Origin of the sequence: Bradyrhizobium sp. USDA 327 (assembly GCF_041262065.1) — a bacterium.
In the GTDB taxonomy this organism is placed as follows: domain Bacteria; phylum Pseudomonadota; class Alphaproteobacteria; order Rhizobiales; family Xanthobacteraceae; genus Bradyrhizobium; species Bradyrhizobium liaoningense.
In genome coordinates, this window is record NZ_JBGCCW010000001.1 from 6,366,390 (window position 1) to 6,380,750 (window position 14,361).

Annotated in this window: 11 protein-coding genes and 4 pseudogenes; 9 read left to right on the top strand and 6 right to left on the bottom strand. The window is 58.6% G+C overall.

Going from position 1 to position 14,361, the window contains the following annotated elements:
- The first annotated feature begins 1,250 nt into the window (after window positions 1-1,250).
- Complete coding sequence (locus ABIA42_RS30150; protein WP_370118331.1) at window positions 1,251-1,454, top strand: hypothetical protein; 204 nt, start codon at window positions 1,251-1,253, stop codon at window positions 1,452-1,454.
- 87 nt (window positions 1,455-1,541) lie between these two features.
- Here the strand turns inward: ABIA42_RS30150 and ABIA42_RS30155 are convergent.
- Window positions 1,542-2,767 (bottom strand): annotated as a pseudogene (locus ABIA42_RS30155) (IS256 family transposase).
- A gap of 130 nt (window positions 2,768-2,897) precedes the next feature.
- Between ABIA42_RS30155 and ABIA42_RS30160 the strand changes: the two are divergent.
- The 5 genes and pseudogenes from ABIA42_RS30160 to ABIA42_RS30180 form a co-directional block, all read left to right on the top strand.
- Complete coding sequence (locus tag ABIA42_RS30160; RefSeq protein WP_370118328.1) at window positions 2,898-3,176, top strand: DUF1842 domain-containing protein; 279 nt, start codon at window positions 2,898-2,900, stop codon at window positions 3,174-3,176.
- A 281-nt stretch (window positions 3,177-3,457) separates the two neighbouring features.
- Window positions 3,458-5,095: a glycerophosphodiester phosphodiesterase family protein gene (locus ABIA42_RS30165; protein WP_370118325.1), complete on the top strand. Its 1,638-nt coding sequence runs from the start codon at window positions 3,458-3,460 to the stop codon at window positions 5,093-5,095.
- A gap of 50 nt (window positions 5,096-5,145) precedes the next feature.
- Window positions 5,146-5,628 carry a hypothetical protein gene (locus tag ABIA42_RS30170; protein ID WP_370118322.1) on the top strand — a complete coding sequence of 161 codons (483 nt, stop codon included), beginning with the start codon at window positions 5,146-5,148 and terminating at the stop codon, window positions 5,626-5,628.
- 416 nt (window positions 5,629-6,044) lie between these two features.
- A pseudogene (locus ABIA42_RS30175) lies at window positions 6,045-6,452 on the top strand (transposase); the annotation flags it as partial.
- A 62-nt stretch (window positions 6,453-6,514) separates the two neighbouring features.
- Window positions 6,515-7,153 (top strand): annotated as a pseudogene (locus tag ABIA42_RS30180) (IS256 family transposase); the annotation flags it as partial.
- A 73-nt stretch (window positions 7,154-7,226) separates the two neighbouring features.
- Here the strand turns inward: ABIA42_RS30180 and ABIA42_RS30185 are convergent.
- Window positions 7,227-8,453 carry an IS256 family transposase gene (locus tag ABIA42_RS30185; protein WP_370112649.1) on the bottom strand — a complete coding sequence of 409 codons (1,227 nt, stop codon included), beginning with the start codon at window positions 8,451-8,453 and terminating at the stop codon, window positions 7,227-7,229.
- A gap of 64 nt (window positions 8,454-8,517) precedes the next feature.
- On the opposite strand from ABIA42_RS30185, the pseudogene ABIA42_RS30190 reads away from it, so the two are divergent.
- The 3 genes and pseudogenes from ABIA42_RS30190 to ABIA42_RS30200 all read left to right on the top strand — a co-directional run.
- A pseudogene (locus ABIA42_RS30190) lies at window positions 8,518-9,111 on the top strand (IS256 family transposase); the annotation flags it as partial.
- 277 nt (window positions 9,112-9,388) lie between these two features.
- Window positions 9,389-9,628, top strand: coding sequence for a hypothetical protein (locus ABIA42_RS30195; RefSeq protein WP_370118319.1), 240 nt, complete (start codon window positions 9,389-9,391; stop codon window positions 9,626-9,628).
- Complete coding sequence (locus ABIA42_RS30200; RefSeq protein ID WP_370118317.1) at window positions 9,625-10,797, top strand: hypothetical protein; 1,173 nt, start codon at window positions 9,625-9,627, stop codon at window positions 10,795-10,797. Before ABIA42_RS30195 ends, ABIA42_RS30200 begins: the two co-directional genes overlap by 4 nt.
- 102 nt (window positions 10,798-10,899) lie before the next feature.
- Here the strand turns inward: ABIA42_RS30200 and ABIA42_RS30205 are convergent, their stop codons facing one another.
- The 4 genes from ABIA42_RS30205 to ABIA42_RS30220 all read right to left on the bottom strand — a co-directional run bounded on the left by ABIA42_RS30205 (window position 10,900) and on the right by ABIA42_RS30220 (window position 13,951).
- Window positions 10,900-11,583: a hypothetical protein gene (locus tag ABIA42_RS30205; RefSeq protein ID WP_370118315.1), complete on the bottom strand. Its 684-nt coding sequence runs from the start codon at window positions 11,581-11,583 to the stop codon at window positions 10,900-10,902.
- Between the two features lie 60 nt (window positions 11,584-11,643).
- Window positions 11,644-11,991 (bottom strand): hypothetical protein, encoded by a 348-nt coding sequence (locus ABIA42_RS30210; protein WP_370118313.1) that lies wholly within the window; start codon window positions 11,989-11,991, stop codon window positions 11,644-11,646.
- Between the two features lie 70 nt (window positions 11,992-12,061).
- Window positions 12,062-13,264, bottom strand: a complete 1,203-nt coding sequence (xerC, locus tag ABIA42_RS30215; protein WP_370118310.1) for a tyrosine recombinase XerC — start codon at window positions 13,262-13,264, stop codon at window positions 12,062-12,064.
- A gap of 357 nt (window positions 13,265-13,621) precedes the next feature.
- The gene (locus tag ABIA42_RS30220) at window positions 13,622-13,951 is read right to left on the bottom strand and encodes a cold-shock protein (protein ID WP_370118307.1); all 330 of its coding nucleotides are present in this window, start codon (window positions 13,949-13,951) and stop codon (window positions 13,622-13,624) included.
- Between the last annotated feature and the right edge of the window lie 410 nt (window positions 13,952-14,361).

The window sequence follows — 14,361 nt, forward strand, 5'->3', positions numbered from 1 at the left end:
CAATGTGCTTTTGGGGTGCGCTTGGACACGGGCGCACCGTCCCCGCCGAACGGGGCTGTTAGCACGCTGGCCCATTGATGGCCACTGATGCTGTCTTCGGTTTCTGAGACCCGATCCTATGGTTGCATACAACCTAGACGTTTGCAATGTTAATATTCCACTCTAGGCGCGACGAAACCGCGCGCTCCCGTTGCAAGGCTCGACGCTGAAAGACACGTTGGATAAGGAACGGCCTCGTGATCGCCGGGGTCTTCGAGCCCTCGGCTGCGCTCGGCCTTATCAAACCCGAATTGCTCAAGCTCCTCCCGCAAGCGCAGACAACGAATCTACAAACCGTACTGCCGTGGCTCTACTGCATTTGCGATCGAAAGCCCGACGCGGATATAGCCGTAACAGACGGCGAACATGGTCAGTCCAAAGAGGTGCCGAACTCCTAATTCGCTGCGTCATCTCTGAAAAGAAACGCAGCCTGCTCGTCTTAGCAATTTTTGCCGGAGACCTATCACCGGGGGACGTGATCAGACCCGCAGGTTTTCATCGCTGCTCTTGCCACGCTTGGGGGTAAGGGTGCCAGAAATAGAGCAACCGGCGTGCCGGAGCGAAAATGCTGATCCTACAGGGATGGCGAGCATCGGGTCGACAACAATGGACGCAAAGCTGACAACCGCGTGCGACTGCCAACATTCTCAGGCTAGCTCAATCCGTTGGGATTACTCGAAGCAGCACACGGCGGGTCGGTAGGTTCTGGAACCGCATGATGCGAGCGCCGTGTGCTGCAGTTGAAAGTGCTCGACCCGATTAGCTTGCATATAACCGGTTGCCTTAGACTGGTCGCGCAGCAAGCTGATGCCGGTGTCGTCGTGTTCATCTGTGCCAGGTCGATCACACAATGTCCACAACTTGACCCTGAGCCTCTAGACCCGCGCGGGCGAGGCGCACCTTTCTAGCTCCATTGAAGCATTCACTGCGCAAATTCTCTAGTGGCACACTCATTGCTGGTTAGGTCCCAGATCCCTGCCGGGGAGAACGCGTTTGCGGCCGCCGGCGGACACCAGCCCAGCGCCGCACTGGTCATCAGGCGTGCAGGGATCCTGCGCAGCGTCGTCAGCTCACCAGGAGGACAATCACGGGTTTCTATTAGACGGAGCCGTTCAACAGGGCAAAAGCCACCTTCATCCACGGACCCGACGGCTTCGGGGTGTTTCTGGCCGAGGTTGAGGGTGATGCGCCGAACTTCACGACAGGAACTAGTGCGCGATCCGCATTGGGTCGGCGGCGTGAAGATCGACGTGATGGGCTGGACGGGACCGCTCGGTGATAGGTCCACGCCCTGCTCGGTCAAGAGCAGCTTCCCCGGCCATTACGCGCCGCAAATCGTCGTGTCCGGTAGCAATGGCACGCGCCTGATTCCGGCGGAAAAATCTGATGACTACGTGCGGCAGTTGGCCGGATGAACACGGCCGATCACGGGAGTGTCAGAAGTTTTGTGTAAGAGCGTCTCTGTGAGGGGTTTGCGGGGTCAGCGGACTGACCCCATGGGGTCAGTCCGCTGAGCCCGCAAAGCGCTCGCCGAACTGGATGGCAAACTGGCCCATTGCGGCCGTCCATGCAACCGGTCGTCGCCAATGGATGCCGGCATTTCTGATGGCGAGGTAAAGCAGCTTCATCGCCGCCTCGTCGTTGGGGAAGCTGCCGCGTGTTTTGATGATCTTGCGCAGCGAACGGTTCAGCGCCTCGACCGCGTTGGTGGTATAGATCATTTTGCGTATCTCCGGCGCGAAGGCGAAGAACGGAATGACGTGCTCCCACGCCCGGCGCCAGGCCGCCCCGATCGCGGGATAGCGCTTGCCCCACTCGGCTTCGAAGTCCTCGAGCCTGAGCAGAGCGGCGTCGGCATTCTCGGCATGATAGATCGCCTTGATCGAGGGAAGGATCGCCTTGCGATCCTTCCAGGACACGAAGGATAGGCTGTTGCGGATCAAATGCACGATGCAGGTCTGGACCATCGCCTTGGGAAAGACGCTGTTGATCGCCTCGGGAAAGCCCTTCAGACCGTCGACGACGGCGATCAGGATGTCGGCGACGCCGCGGTTCCTCAGATCGTTCATGACCTTGAGCCAGAATTTGGCGCCTTCGGTTTGCTCGATCCAAAGCCCGAGCACGTCTTTCTCGCCCGATGCAGTGATGCCCAGCACGACGTAGACTGCCTTGTTCTTGACCATCCCCTCATCGCGAATCTTGACCCTGAGCGCGTCGAAGAAGACCACCGGATAGATCGCTTCCAGCGGCCGGCTCTGCCATTCGCGGACCTCGTCGAGAATCGCGTCGGTGACCTTGCTGATCAGATCGGAGGACACCTCGGTGCCGTAGAGCTCGGCCAGATGGCCCTGGATCTCCCGTACCGTCATGCCCCGCCCGTAGAGACTGATGATCTTCTCGTCGAAGCCGTCGAAGCGGGTCTGGCCCTTCGCGACGATCACCGGTTCGAACGTGCCGGCGCGGTCGCGCGGCACCTCGATCTCGATCTCGCCGTCGTCCGTCAACAGCGCTTTGCTGCTTGTGCCGTTGCGGCTGTTGCCCGACCCGCGGCCCGCCGGGTCGCCCTTCTCATAGCCAAGGTGGTGGGTCAGCTCGCACCCAGTGCGCGCTCCAGAAGCGCCTTCTTCAGTCGTCTGAAAAGCCCGTCTTCGCCGGCTAAGTCTTCTGGCTTGAGGCTGCCCCCGGCAAGAAGCTGGTCCAAAATCTCAGGTGAAAAATCCGTAGCCATGTGAGTCTCCTGTCAAAGGTAAACTCACAGAAACCATCTTACACCGAGTTACTGACACCCTCCCGATCACCCGATCAATTCTCTCAGATAGGAAAGGATAGCTCTATGCCCGATACGACAACCAAAGACCATGTCGGGATTGTTTCACGCCTGCTATCAGATTGGCGAAAGCCGCCCCGGAGGCAAACTCTTCAAGCTGAATTGGTGGTCGACGCGCCGAGCAGGCGCATCCAAGGCTTCGGCAGCATCACTCAAGCTGTCAGTTCGTGTCACGTCCTCCCTGCAAGGCAACTACAGCCAACTGCCGACGCTCCCGCCGGCACCGACACTGCTTGTTGTGCTCCTTACCGGCTACCCGCGCGAAGGACCATCGTGGTGCAACTGGCTGCTGTACCCTCACACTCAATAGCACTTATCAGCGAGCCGCAGCGTTGTTTCACTCCTGAACTCGGGCATACCATAGATTGCGATCACCCTTACGCGGCCGACCTGACCACTGCTGCAATACCTCGGCCAGATCTGCTCACCTAAATGACCATCAACCGGCGATGGCTATAAGCGCGTTTCTCTATCGAAGCAACGTCAACGCGGACGATGATCGTTTCCTGAGAACTCGATCCGTTCTTAAGAAGCTTGTAGAGCTACGTCCAACAGCAACTACAGCGAATTCTCAGCAGGGGGAGCGCTCATATGGCGCGACGGACAGTTCTGATCAGCTCTCGCAACCTTCTCTCTCTCGCCGCGTGCCGCCGGTGGTGCAAACAACTGGTCCGGCTCGGCTTCGTTGTGGCCATGGTTGTCGCCTCATCCACGGCTGGCGGGTTCACTGACCATTCTATGCTTGTCGACGGGGGCACCAACGCTGTTGCGGGGGACAAGGCGAGCGCTGGCACGCAAGCACAAATCGGCGAGGCGCAACCGGCCGGTAAGCCCATCACTCTACCGGTTTCCGCGTGTGGCGAGACAACTGCCAAATTTGGCTCCAATGATCCGAACGACCCGGTCGACGGCACCGTCAATAAGACGATCACCGAGTGGTTGGCGGCCGGCAATAAGGCCGATTGGAAGCCCAGCTTCGGTCTGGACAGGCCCGCAGTTGGCGACGCAGAGTCCGAAATCGACGCCTCCAGTTACGGGAAGGATCTTTTCCTGACGGGAGCTGAGATCAAAGCTCGCGGCATCGATCCCCATAGAAAGCAGATACTGCCGCACCGCGGCTTGTTCGATAACTCCAAGGGCATTCTCGAAAACACCATTTCAGCCGCAGACAACGCGCTCAAGCACGGCTTCCATGCCGTTGAGCTCGATATTCGCGCTGATAAGAACGGCCACGCCTGGATTATGCATGACACTACACTAGGGCGAGTTACCGGAGATCCGGGCAATTGCCTGATTTCGGACGTCACGACTGCGGAAATCAGGCAGATGACCCTCTTGACGTGGAATCCCATTACCAATGAGCGCACGCCCGCACTGGACCGCAAAGGTAATCCGCAAAAGATGGAAGACCTGCAGAGTATCCTCGATTACGTTCGCGAGAAGAACATAAACGGCGAGGAATTCAACGTCATCATCGATCCCAAGGACGAGCTATCGACGATCGCGGCAATCAAATTACTCTCGGCGCCGGAGAATGCTGAGGTGCGCAACCATCTCGGCATAAAGATCTATTCCAGCCATGTTCCGACTACCGATCGCGTCGTTGCGCGCTTGGAAAAGAAGACAACCAAAGTATTTGATGCGTTGGTGCAGGCCAATGTCACGGTCCAGCCGAACGGCAGGCTCAATCTGATCCCGGTGCTCCTCAGGATGGAAGACGTCCAGTCTTCTTACATCGACGATGATGCGGTGACCCAGGCCGGCGATTGGCTGACCTCTCTTGATAGGCTGGGCGCCCTCGCCATGGTGGAAATCAGCCGCTACAAGGGGACCACCACCTTCGACGAGATGAACCAGGTGGCCGCAGCCTTCCAGGCAGCAGGCGAGAAGTTCGCCAGTACACCACTCACAACGTCCTATATCTCCGAGGCGTTCTCCGTTAACGGCTATAAGTATTACTATAGCGCTGAGGGCGTGCCGATCACCCTACCCGGCCGTCCGGACATGGATTTTCGTGCCACTTTTGGCGCGCTGCTGCCCTATGCCGACGTGCTGGTGTCCGATAATCCTTATCTGGAAACACTCTATGCGACCGGCTGGATCACGGATGGCAATCATGCGGATTATACGTTCCCGATGGATCCCGGGTTCAATCCAGCATCCATCATCGACGCGCCTAAGGTAATCATTGGCAAGCCAAGCTGGATGAAGGATCCACATCGTCAGTAAGGCTCCGGCCGCCTGCTTCTTACAACCTGGACACATTGACGCGGAGCTTCGTGCTCAAGGAATCGGAGCGACTGGACAAAATCTCAGTTATTAAGGCGAGGGTAAAAACATTCGAGAAAGCGTACTTCCCACAGGTACCGCAAATAGCCCGCCTTGCAATCCGCACAAGTGATTTTATTCGCAAGGGCAAACGGCTTGGAGACCCTGTCTATTTAGATAGCGCCTGGGATCTCGTACATGATTCGAAGCTTCCCGCCAGCATCACCGAGCACCCACATTTTAAGTCAGTTTATGGTTACGTTGCGAGCGCTCTGCAGCCGCCAAAACTGCAGGAGGCCCGCGCCGCATTCAAGTTCGTTCTTGGCACAAGGTTTCCGCCACCCATCGAGCATCTGCGTTGTTGGTTTTTTGCCGAACGCAATTCTGGAATAGGTTTCACACAATGTCTGGAAATTTGCGATTTTGTTGTTTCCGGCCGGTCGTACGAGCGGCACAAAAGGTGCAGTTTTCAGCCTACAAAGCGCTTCTCCTAAACCATCAAGGGCGGGAGAACGCTTTTGACAACCCCGTGGAGGCGGCGAACTCGTACTTCCAGGCTCTGGCACTGCACTGTAGCGTCTTCAAGAACAATTTGGCGATGAATAGCGATCGAGCATCCGACTCGGAAAAATATATTCAAGATACTGCGCTGACTTTGTTCGATCTCAGCCTTCGTGCCTTGGGGTTGGATCGATCGCTAGCGATCGTTGCCGACGTTATGAGGATAGCCAATGGCTATCTAGTCGTCCGTGAAGAGCGGCTAAGCGATTGAGCTAGAATCGCATTTGTCTTTCTGGACTGTTTTGCGATTGCAGGGTTTTGATGCTTCGGGCATCGGAACCTTGCAATTTCATTTTCAGGATTCCGTCGAATCGCCAGTCATGATTCCGTCGTCGCATCGGAGGTGGCGATGCGACCGAAGAAGCACAGGACGATGGGATCGGGCGATCTGTTCCGGGCCAGGCTGGACCAGATCATCAATATGAAGCACGAGCTGGTTCAGCTCGCCGGCAAGGTCGATTGGGACTGGATCGACGGCGAGATCGCGCCGCTCTATAGCGAGAATGGTCGGCCGGGGATCGCGACCCGCTTCATGATCGGGCTGCTGCTGCTCAAGCACATTTACGGCCTGTCCGATGAAGGGGTGTGCGAGCGCTGGGTCCACGACCCATATTTCCAGTACTTCACCGGCGAAGAGTTCTTCCAGCACGTGTTCCCGCACGAGCGCTCGGACCTGAGCCACTGGCGCAAGCGGCTTGGCGACAAGCTGGAGCTGTTGCTGGCCGAGAGCTTGCGGGTGGCGCACGAGGCCGGCGCGGAGGGTGTCAGTAACTCGGTGTAAGATGGTTTCTGTGAGTTTACCTTTGACAGGAGACTCACATGGCTACGGATTTTTCACCTGAGATTTTGGACCAGCTTCTTGCCGGGGGCAGCCTCAAGCCAGAAGACTTAGCCGGCGAAGACGGGCTTTTCAGACGACTGAAGAAGGCGCTTCTGGAGCGCGCACTGGGTGCGGAGCTGACCCACCACCTTGGCTATGAGAAGGGCGACCCGGCGGGCCGCGGGTCGGGCAACAGCCGCAACGGCACAAGCAGCAAAGCGCTGTTGACGGACGACGGCGAGATCGAGATCGAGGTGCCGCGCGACCGCGCCGGCACGTTCGAACCGGTGATCGTCGCGAAGGGCCAGACCCGCTTCGACGGCTTCGACGAGAAGATCATCAGTCTCTACGGGCGGGGCATGACGGTACGGGAGATCCAGGGCCATCTGGCCGAGCTCTACGGCACCGAGGTGTCCTCCGATCTGATCAGCAAGGTCACCGACGCGATTCTCGACGAGGTCCGCGAATGGCAGAGCCGGCCGCTGGAAGCGATCTATCCGGTGGTCTTCTTCGACGCGCTCAGGGTCAAGATTCGCGATGAGGGGATGGTCAAGAACAAGGCAGTCTACGTCGTGCTGGGCATCACTGCATCGGGCGAGAAAGACGTGCTCGGGCTTTGGATCGAGCAAACCGAAGGCGGGAGTGTCAGAAGTTTTGTGTAAGAGCGTCTCTGTGAGGGGTTTGCGGGGTCAGCGGACTGACCCCATGGGGTCAGTCCGCTGAGCCTGCAAAGCGCTCGCCGAACTGGATGGCAAACTGGCCCATTGCGGCCGTCCATGCAACCGGTCGTCGCCAATGGATGCCGGCATTTCTGATGGCGAGGTAAAGCAGCTTCATCGCCGCCTCGTCGTTGGGGAAGCTGCCGCGTGTTTTGATGATCTTGCGCAGCGAACGGTTCAGCGCCTCGACCGCGTTGGTGGTATAGATCATTTTGCGTATCTCCGGCGCGAAGGCGAAGAACGGAATGACGTGCTCCCACGCCCGGCGCCAGGCCGCCCCGATCGCGGGATAGCGCTTGCCCCACTCGGCTTCGAAGTCCTCGAGCCTGAGCAGAGCGGCGTCGGCATTCTCGGCATGATAGATCGCCTTGATCGAGGGAAGGATCGCCTTGCGATCCTTCCAGGACACGAAGGATAGGCTGTTGCGGATCAAATGCACGATGCAGGTCTGGACCATCGCCTTGGGAAAGACGCTGTTGATCGCCTCGGGAAAGCCCTTCAGACCGTCGACGACGGCGATCAGGATGTCGGCGACGCCGCGGTTCCTCAGATCGTTCATGACCTTGAGCCAGAATTTGGCGCCTTCGGTTTGCTCGATCCAAAGCCCGAGCACGTCTTTCTCGCCCGATGCAGTGATGCCCAGCACGACGTAGACTGCCTTGTTCTTGACCATCCCCTCATCGCGAATCTTGACCCTGAGCGCGTCGAAGAAGACCACCGGATAGATCGCTTCCAGCGGCCGGCTCTGCCATTCGCGGACCTCGTCGAGAATCGCGTCGGTGACCTTGCTGATCAGATCGGAGGACACCTCGGTGCCGTAGAGCTCGGCCAGATGGCCCTGGATCTCCCGTACCGTCATGCCCCGCCCGTAGAGACTGATGATCTTCTCGTCGAAGCCGTCGAAGCGGGTCTGGCCCTTCGCGACGATCACCGGTTCGAACGTGCCGGCGCGGTCGCGCGGCACCTCGATCTCGATCTCGCCGTCGTCCGTCAACAGCGCTTTGCTGCTTGTGCCGTTGCGGCTGTTGCCCGACCCGCGGCCCGCCGGGTCGCCCTTCTCATAGCCAAGGTGGTGGGTCAGCTCCGCACCCAGTGCGCGCTCCAGAAGCGCCTTCTTCAGTCGTCTGAAAAGCCCGTCTTCGCCGGCTAAGTCTTCTGGCTTGAGGCTGCCCCCGGCAAGAAGCTGGTCCAAAATCTCAGGTGAAAAATCCGTAGCCATGTGAGTCTCCTGTCAAAGGTAAACTCACAGAAACCATCTTACACCGAGTTACTGACACCCTCCCGAAGGCGCCAAATTCTGGCTCAAGGTCATGAACGATCTGAGGAACCGCGGCGTCGCCGACATCCTGATCGCCGTCGTCGACGGTCTGAAGGGCTTTCCCGAGGCGATCAACAGCGTCTTTCCCAAGGCGATGGTCCAGACCTGCATCGTGCATTTGATCCGCAACAGCCTATCCTTCGTGTCCTGGAAGGATCGCAAGGCGATCCTTCCCTCGATCAAGGCGATCTATCATGCCGAGAATGCCGACGCCGCTCTGCTCAGGCTCGAGGACTTCGAAGCCGAGTGGGGCAAGCGCTATCCCGCGATCGGGGCGGCCTGGCGCCGGGCGTGGGAGCACGTCATTCCGTTCTTCGCCTTCGCGCCGGAGATACGCAAAATGATCTATACCACCAACGCGGTCGAGGCGCTGAACCGTTCGCTGCGCAAGATCATCAAAACACGCGGCAGCTTCCCCAACGACGAGGCGGCGATGAAGCTGCTTTACCTCGCCATCAGAAATGCCGGCATCCATTGGCGACGACCGGTTGCATGGACGGCCGCAATGGGCCAGTTTGCCATCCAGTTCGGCGAGCGCTTTGCGGGCTCAGCGGACTGACCCCATGGGGTCAGTCCGCTGACCCCGCAAACCCCTCACAGAGACGCTCTTACACAAAACTTCTGACACTCCCGATGGTGTCGGCCATCAACGCCCTCGCGGGACGCCAAGTGGCCATCGCGGACCACTCAGGCCATCGTGCTCATCCCGAGCAGCTCCACGGCAGCGATGCGCTCGTCATCACGCACCAAGCCTACGTGAACGCCACCCAGACACTAACGAACCGCGCGACGGCAAATGGGCCCGTCTGACGCATTGGAAGGGCAGGAAGCGCCTCTTGACCATCGTGGACGAAGCGTTGTGCAACGTCATAGAAGAGAGCCAAGTCAAAGTGGACAATCTTGCCCGAGCGATTGGCTACATTCCCCACGAGCTGCGCGCCGCGCACGCCCGCGAAGTTGAGGCATTGGAGGGCCTCTATGTTGCCTTGGGCCACCACGCAGGCCTGAGTGAGGGCTTCGGTGGCGGAGCATGCATGCTTGGTACGGAGGTGAGACCGCCGAGCCGCTCGACATGAGCGCCCTGCGCGCCGACATGCTCAAGCTGCCGTACGACCAGTACGTGGGGAAGGCTGACGAAAATGATCGGCAACGGATCGCGGCTCAGGTGGACACGACACTGGCCGGAGCGGAGGCCGTGTTAGATCAGCACGCCTATTTCGCTCTAAAGGGTACGCAGCCGACGCTCAATTCCTCTGCCCTATTGGTGCCTCTGGACGCTCCGGGGCCAGTTGTGTTGGATGCAACCGCGCGAGAGGACTTCATTTACAAACTAATGGAGGACCGGGCCTACATCATCCCGACTCCTTCGGGCGTTCGTGATTACGGCAACGTCACAATGCATGTTGCTTACACCAGCGGAGGTATCGGCAAAGGAGCGATGGTGGAAAAGGCAAAGACGCGATTCCCTCGCCTCATTGCTGACCTTACGGAGCGTCTCGGGCCTGAGCGCTCGGTATTCTTCTGCGTCCACAAAGCCGTTGAGCACGAGGTGCCTGAGCACGACAAGCTGCCATTTGCCAAGACAGCCACGGCCCACTGGGGCGCGGTCGACGGAAGCAACGAATACGCCGCGTGCGACACAGCGGTAATCTTCGGCCTTCCCTATCGGGACGCGGTAACATGGCCCACCAACGTCTTCTTCGCGCTCCAAGGTGTGCAAGGCGATGACTGGTTGGACAATCCGTCATGGAAAGGGCACGGGAACTTGCGTGAGCTGATGGTGCGGCGTCAGCCGTCTGCGTCCGTTATTCAGGCAATCAACCGCATCTGCTGTCGCCACGTCACTGACGACAGGGGTGGATGCCCCAAGGCCGACATTTTCATAGTGCTCCCATCAGGGGAGCGCGGACAGGACATCCTTGCGGCAATTCGTCGGGAGATGCCCGGATTGAAGGTGGTCGATTGGCCCTTCGATCCTGACGGCGCCAAGGTGCACAAGCGAAACACGAAGAGCGCTCCGCACGAGAGGCTGCTTACTTTCATGAGAAACCGTGCGCCCGGCAGCGCCACGATGACCGTGATAGGTCGGGAGCTGGGGCTGAGCACGAACGCGAAGAAGGAGCTGCAGAAGAACCTACGAAACGAGAACCACCCCACCACGCTCGCGCTCAAGGCGCTTGGCGTAACCTACGGGTCGGAAGGCAGAGGTAGGGGGGCGAAGAGCTTCCTCGTCAAGGCAGCATAAGCAACAACGGCCGCACCCAAGGTCTCCAGTTGGAGCATTCCCGGGGTGCGGCCATTTTGTTCCGGTCGTGCTGCGCGCTCAGAGGTGAACGGCCGCGCGGTCTTACTTGTCCCTTGAGCTACTGAAGTCGCAATAGCGCGAAGGCACTGGTTGGCCTTGCTTGCGCATCTTTGGCCAAGCCGTACAGTTCATCAGCACTTCCGTGCGCGGCAGCGATCCGCAGGTTCCCTTCATGATCTTGTCGTACTTATCCGCCCCTGCCGTCTTGGTGAAGGACAGGTACACCCTTTGCGTATTTCGATCTATCGTCAGCATAGTATTGAAACAGGCACTTGAAGCCGCCTGCATCCCTATAAGGACGCCTTTCTGAAGCTCCGTCATCGAAAACTCAGAGTTGTCGACGTCTAACGAACAGTTCGGTTTGTCGGCGTCTGGTTTGGACGAGTTCGCCCAAAGAACTGCCTGCGTCATCTTGCATTGCAGCCCTTTTGGCTTACCCGTGTCATCGAAATCATTCTCGCAATTCAACTTGGTCAGGTTGAAATTTGGCTGTTTAGCTTCGTCTACTTCCTCCGCGATCCGAAATGTTCCGACCGCATATATCCCGAAATCGCTCTCGTGCAGTCCGCTTTCGTCGTACGAACTGAACGCGTCCACGTTGGCGCACGAATTGGCCGCGTAGGCGGAGCCGGTCCACCCGAAAATTCCCAACAAGCTCACAGCGATTGCGCTACGAAAAGTCATCATTTTCCCCCTACTCGGCGCTCTGTGGTCGTTGGTATCCATCAGTGGATTCTTCCGCAAGGGGCGCATCGGACCACGCGATCACCCTTAGCCTCGGCAGCGTCAATCGAGCTTGTATCGCGGGAACTTGGCGAGCGCAGCAGCCATGGCCGCTACGGTGGGAGCTCCGTATTTTCGGCCCTCAGTGGCTTGCGTATGTCCTGTGATGGCGTCGTTCATTTTCTCTGGCATCCCAATCTCATCGGCGATGCGTTTGAACGTGTATCGCCAAGCATGGTTCGGGCTGAGTTCAGGATCATCAACACCGAGCCCGCGCACCCATGTTCCGAGATGAGCGCGAGCAGTGTCGGCCCGATCCCTCGAAGGTTTGAGAGGATCGATGCTCATCCGCTGAGGAGTACTGTCATTGTAGGACAGCGCGCCTTTTCCAATTCGCTTCACCATCTCCATGAAACCTTGGGCAATGATGTGCTCGTGGAGCGGTACAACGCGCGCCTTGCTCGTCTTTATAGTTCCAGCCTCAGGCGTCAGCTTCGATAAGGCCCTTGCGGTCTTCGATGTCGCTGCCGCGCAATTGGGTGATCTCGCCGGGTCGGGCGCCGGAGTAGGCGCATAGCCATGGCACCCATCGGCGTGTTCTCTCGGTCGGCGTAGTGGGCTTTTCGTATGAAAGGCTAGCTTTCAAAATGGTGCTCGCTTCAGCGGCAGTAAAACTGCGTCCGTCTTCTCTCGTTTGCACCCTGCGAGGGACGTCTACCTTCACCCCCTTGAAGGGGTTTTGGCGAATGCGTTTGTGCTCACGCGCCCAACCGAATACGCGCCGCGAGGCTGACAACCAAATCTCACGCACCGTCACTGCGGCTCGGTCTTCGTTTATCAGTCCATGTACCCACTTGCGGGCAGCGTCCTCGGTGATCCCGTCGGCTCCCACCTCTGCAAACTCGCGTTGCATTTCGAGGAACACTGAGCGCCATCGGCTCACCGTCTTGGGAGCAGGCTTGACCGCAAGCACGAATGCCTCGAACAATTCCCAACAGCTCACGCCAGAGCCCCGCGTGGGCCCATCGGTGAACTCCGGAAAAGAGTCGGGGTTGTCATCCCGTGAGTAGTCACCGCTCGCGCGCTTTTGCAGCACTGAGATAGCGGGCATCAAATTGTCGCTTACGGCATCCACGAAAAGCGCATAGGCGGCCGGGTTCAATGCCATTCCCTCGCTGGCTAGGAACGTCGCTACGCGGGCCAGTTCGGCGACTTGCGGCCTCACCGCGTCACGCACCTCCGGCTCCTTTGCCCACTCCCACTTCGGGTCCGCCTTGGGAGCTTCAAGGAAGTTGTCGGGTGCCTCTGGATAAATGACATCCCACACGAGATGATCACCGAATTCGGCCCAGTATTTTGCGGGACCGGGATTGGCCTCGTGTTGCCTCACGAACCAAACGTACCAGCGACCTGCAAGAGCAATAGCGTTGAGACGAGTAAGCGGTTGACCTTCACCGTTCTGCTGCGCTCGAAGCGCCGCGATACGCGTTTCAATCTCTGCCAGCCATTCGCCGTGCTGAGTCTTCGCGAAGGGAGCCGGAGTGCCTGCGGGGATGCGGAGCTGTGCTTCCCATCGGACCTTGTACAGGCGCGCGTACGCATCACGGACATCTGCAGGGATGCTCTTGCGAGCAATGAAGCCGCCACCTTTTGCTCGAACCAGACCGACCATACGCAATGCCATTTGTAGCGCCTTTTGTATTTTGCAAGGCGCAAAAACGTCAGGTCTATCAGCAAGATACTGGAACTGCAGCGTGATTTAGCAGTGGTGGTACAGTTGGGTGGGCTCGAACCACCGACCTCCTGTTTCAATCGGGATCGCTTAAGCGGATATGCACGGGCGAGCTTGGCTGTCTGCTCGGCATTGACAATGAAGACAATTCCTATCGATTAGCTTAGCGTCGCGCTTCCGAGCGCGAGCGTCGCAAACGTCCATGACTAGGTGTCTGATTCCCGCAAATGAACTCATGCACGATCCATTGTTGCTTTTGCGCTATGGATGTTATGTAACGCGCACGCCTGCAGCAGGATGCGCGATATTTCAATCGATCAGCCTGACCTCGACGGCTCTGTACTTCGAGCGCTGTTTATTGAAACGAATACCGAAAGTCACGCGCGTGCCGGACACCAGATCAGCTCCTGCGCAGTCGCGAAGGTCCGATATGTGCACGAACAAATCCTTGCCGTCGCCATAGTCAGGCCGAATGAACCCCCAGCCCTTTTCAACGCTGTACGACACTACTGTTCCGGTGCGCATGTTTGTTCCAAGGTCTTGCGGCTCGATATCGCCGCCTACTACTCCGGAGCTGCGGGTGCACTTTCCGTTCCTAACTCGGCGGCGACGAGCGCGAGCGAAGATGAGCGCCGCCACTTGAACATCCTGACTCACCTCGCCTCACAGCAAACCGGCGGGGCGGACCAGGCGCTAGAAGCGACGAGCCCGCCCCTAACATTACCGCATCTGGAGACTCGGTGATGCTGCCCAGGACCGAGCAAGGGTCGTGCCGAATCGAGAATTGGAGATTCTGCGGGCGCTTCGTGGCGGGCTACAGGGTCAAGGTGTTCGCTTTGGTCTGAAAACTGATGGCCGACGGGGGCACTGTCCGTCCCAGTTGGTCCCGCCGAACTTCGGACTGCAGGCTCACGCTCGCGTGTCCGATCCCGGGGGCACCGACACGTCCGGACCGGCCCGCAAGATCACTGTCATCCTCCACTGTATCTGGGTCGACGGCACATCATTCGACGGGGGCAACAACATGCCAGCCCGACTTTTTTTGCAGG

Coding starts and splice junctions, on each gene's coding strand:
- ABIA42_RS30165 (WP_370118325.1), top strand. CDS start 3,458: ATGGCGCGACGGACAGTTCTGATCAGCTCTCGCAACCTTCTCTCTCTC.
- xerC (WP_370118310.1), bottom strand. CDS start 13,264: ATGGCATTGCGTATGGTCGGTCTGGTTCGAGCAAAAGGTGGCGGCTTC.
- ABIA42_RS30185 (WP_370112649.1), bottom strand. CDS start 8,453: ATGGCTACGGATTTTTCACCTGAGATTTTGGACCAGCTTCTTGCCGGG.
- ABIA42_RS30210 (WP_370118313.1), bottom strand. CDS start 11,991: ATGGAGATGGTGAAGCGAATTGGAAAAGGCGCGCTGTCCTACAATGAC.
- ABIA42_RS30160 (WP_370118328.1), top strand. CDS start 2,898: ATGTCGGGATTGTTTCACGCCTGCTATCAGATTGGCGAAAGCCGCCCC.
- ABIA42_RS30200 (WP_370118317.1), top strand. CDS start 9,625: ATGAGCGCCCTGCGCGCCGACATGCTCAAGCTGCCGTACGACCAGTAC.
- ABIA42_RS30205 (WP_370118315.1), bottom strand. CDS start 11,583: ATGGATACCAACGACCACAGAGCGCCGAGTAGGGGGAAAATGATGACT.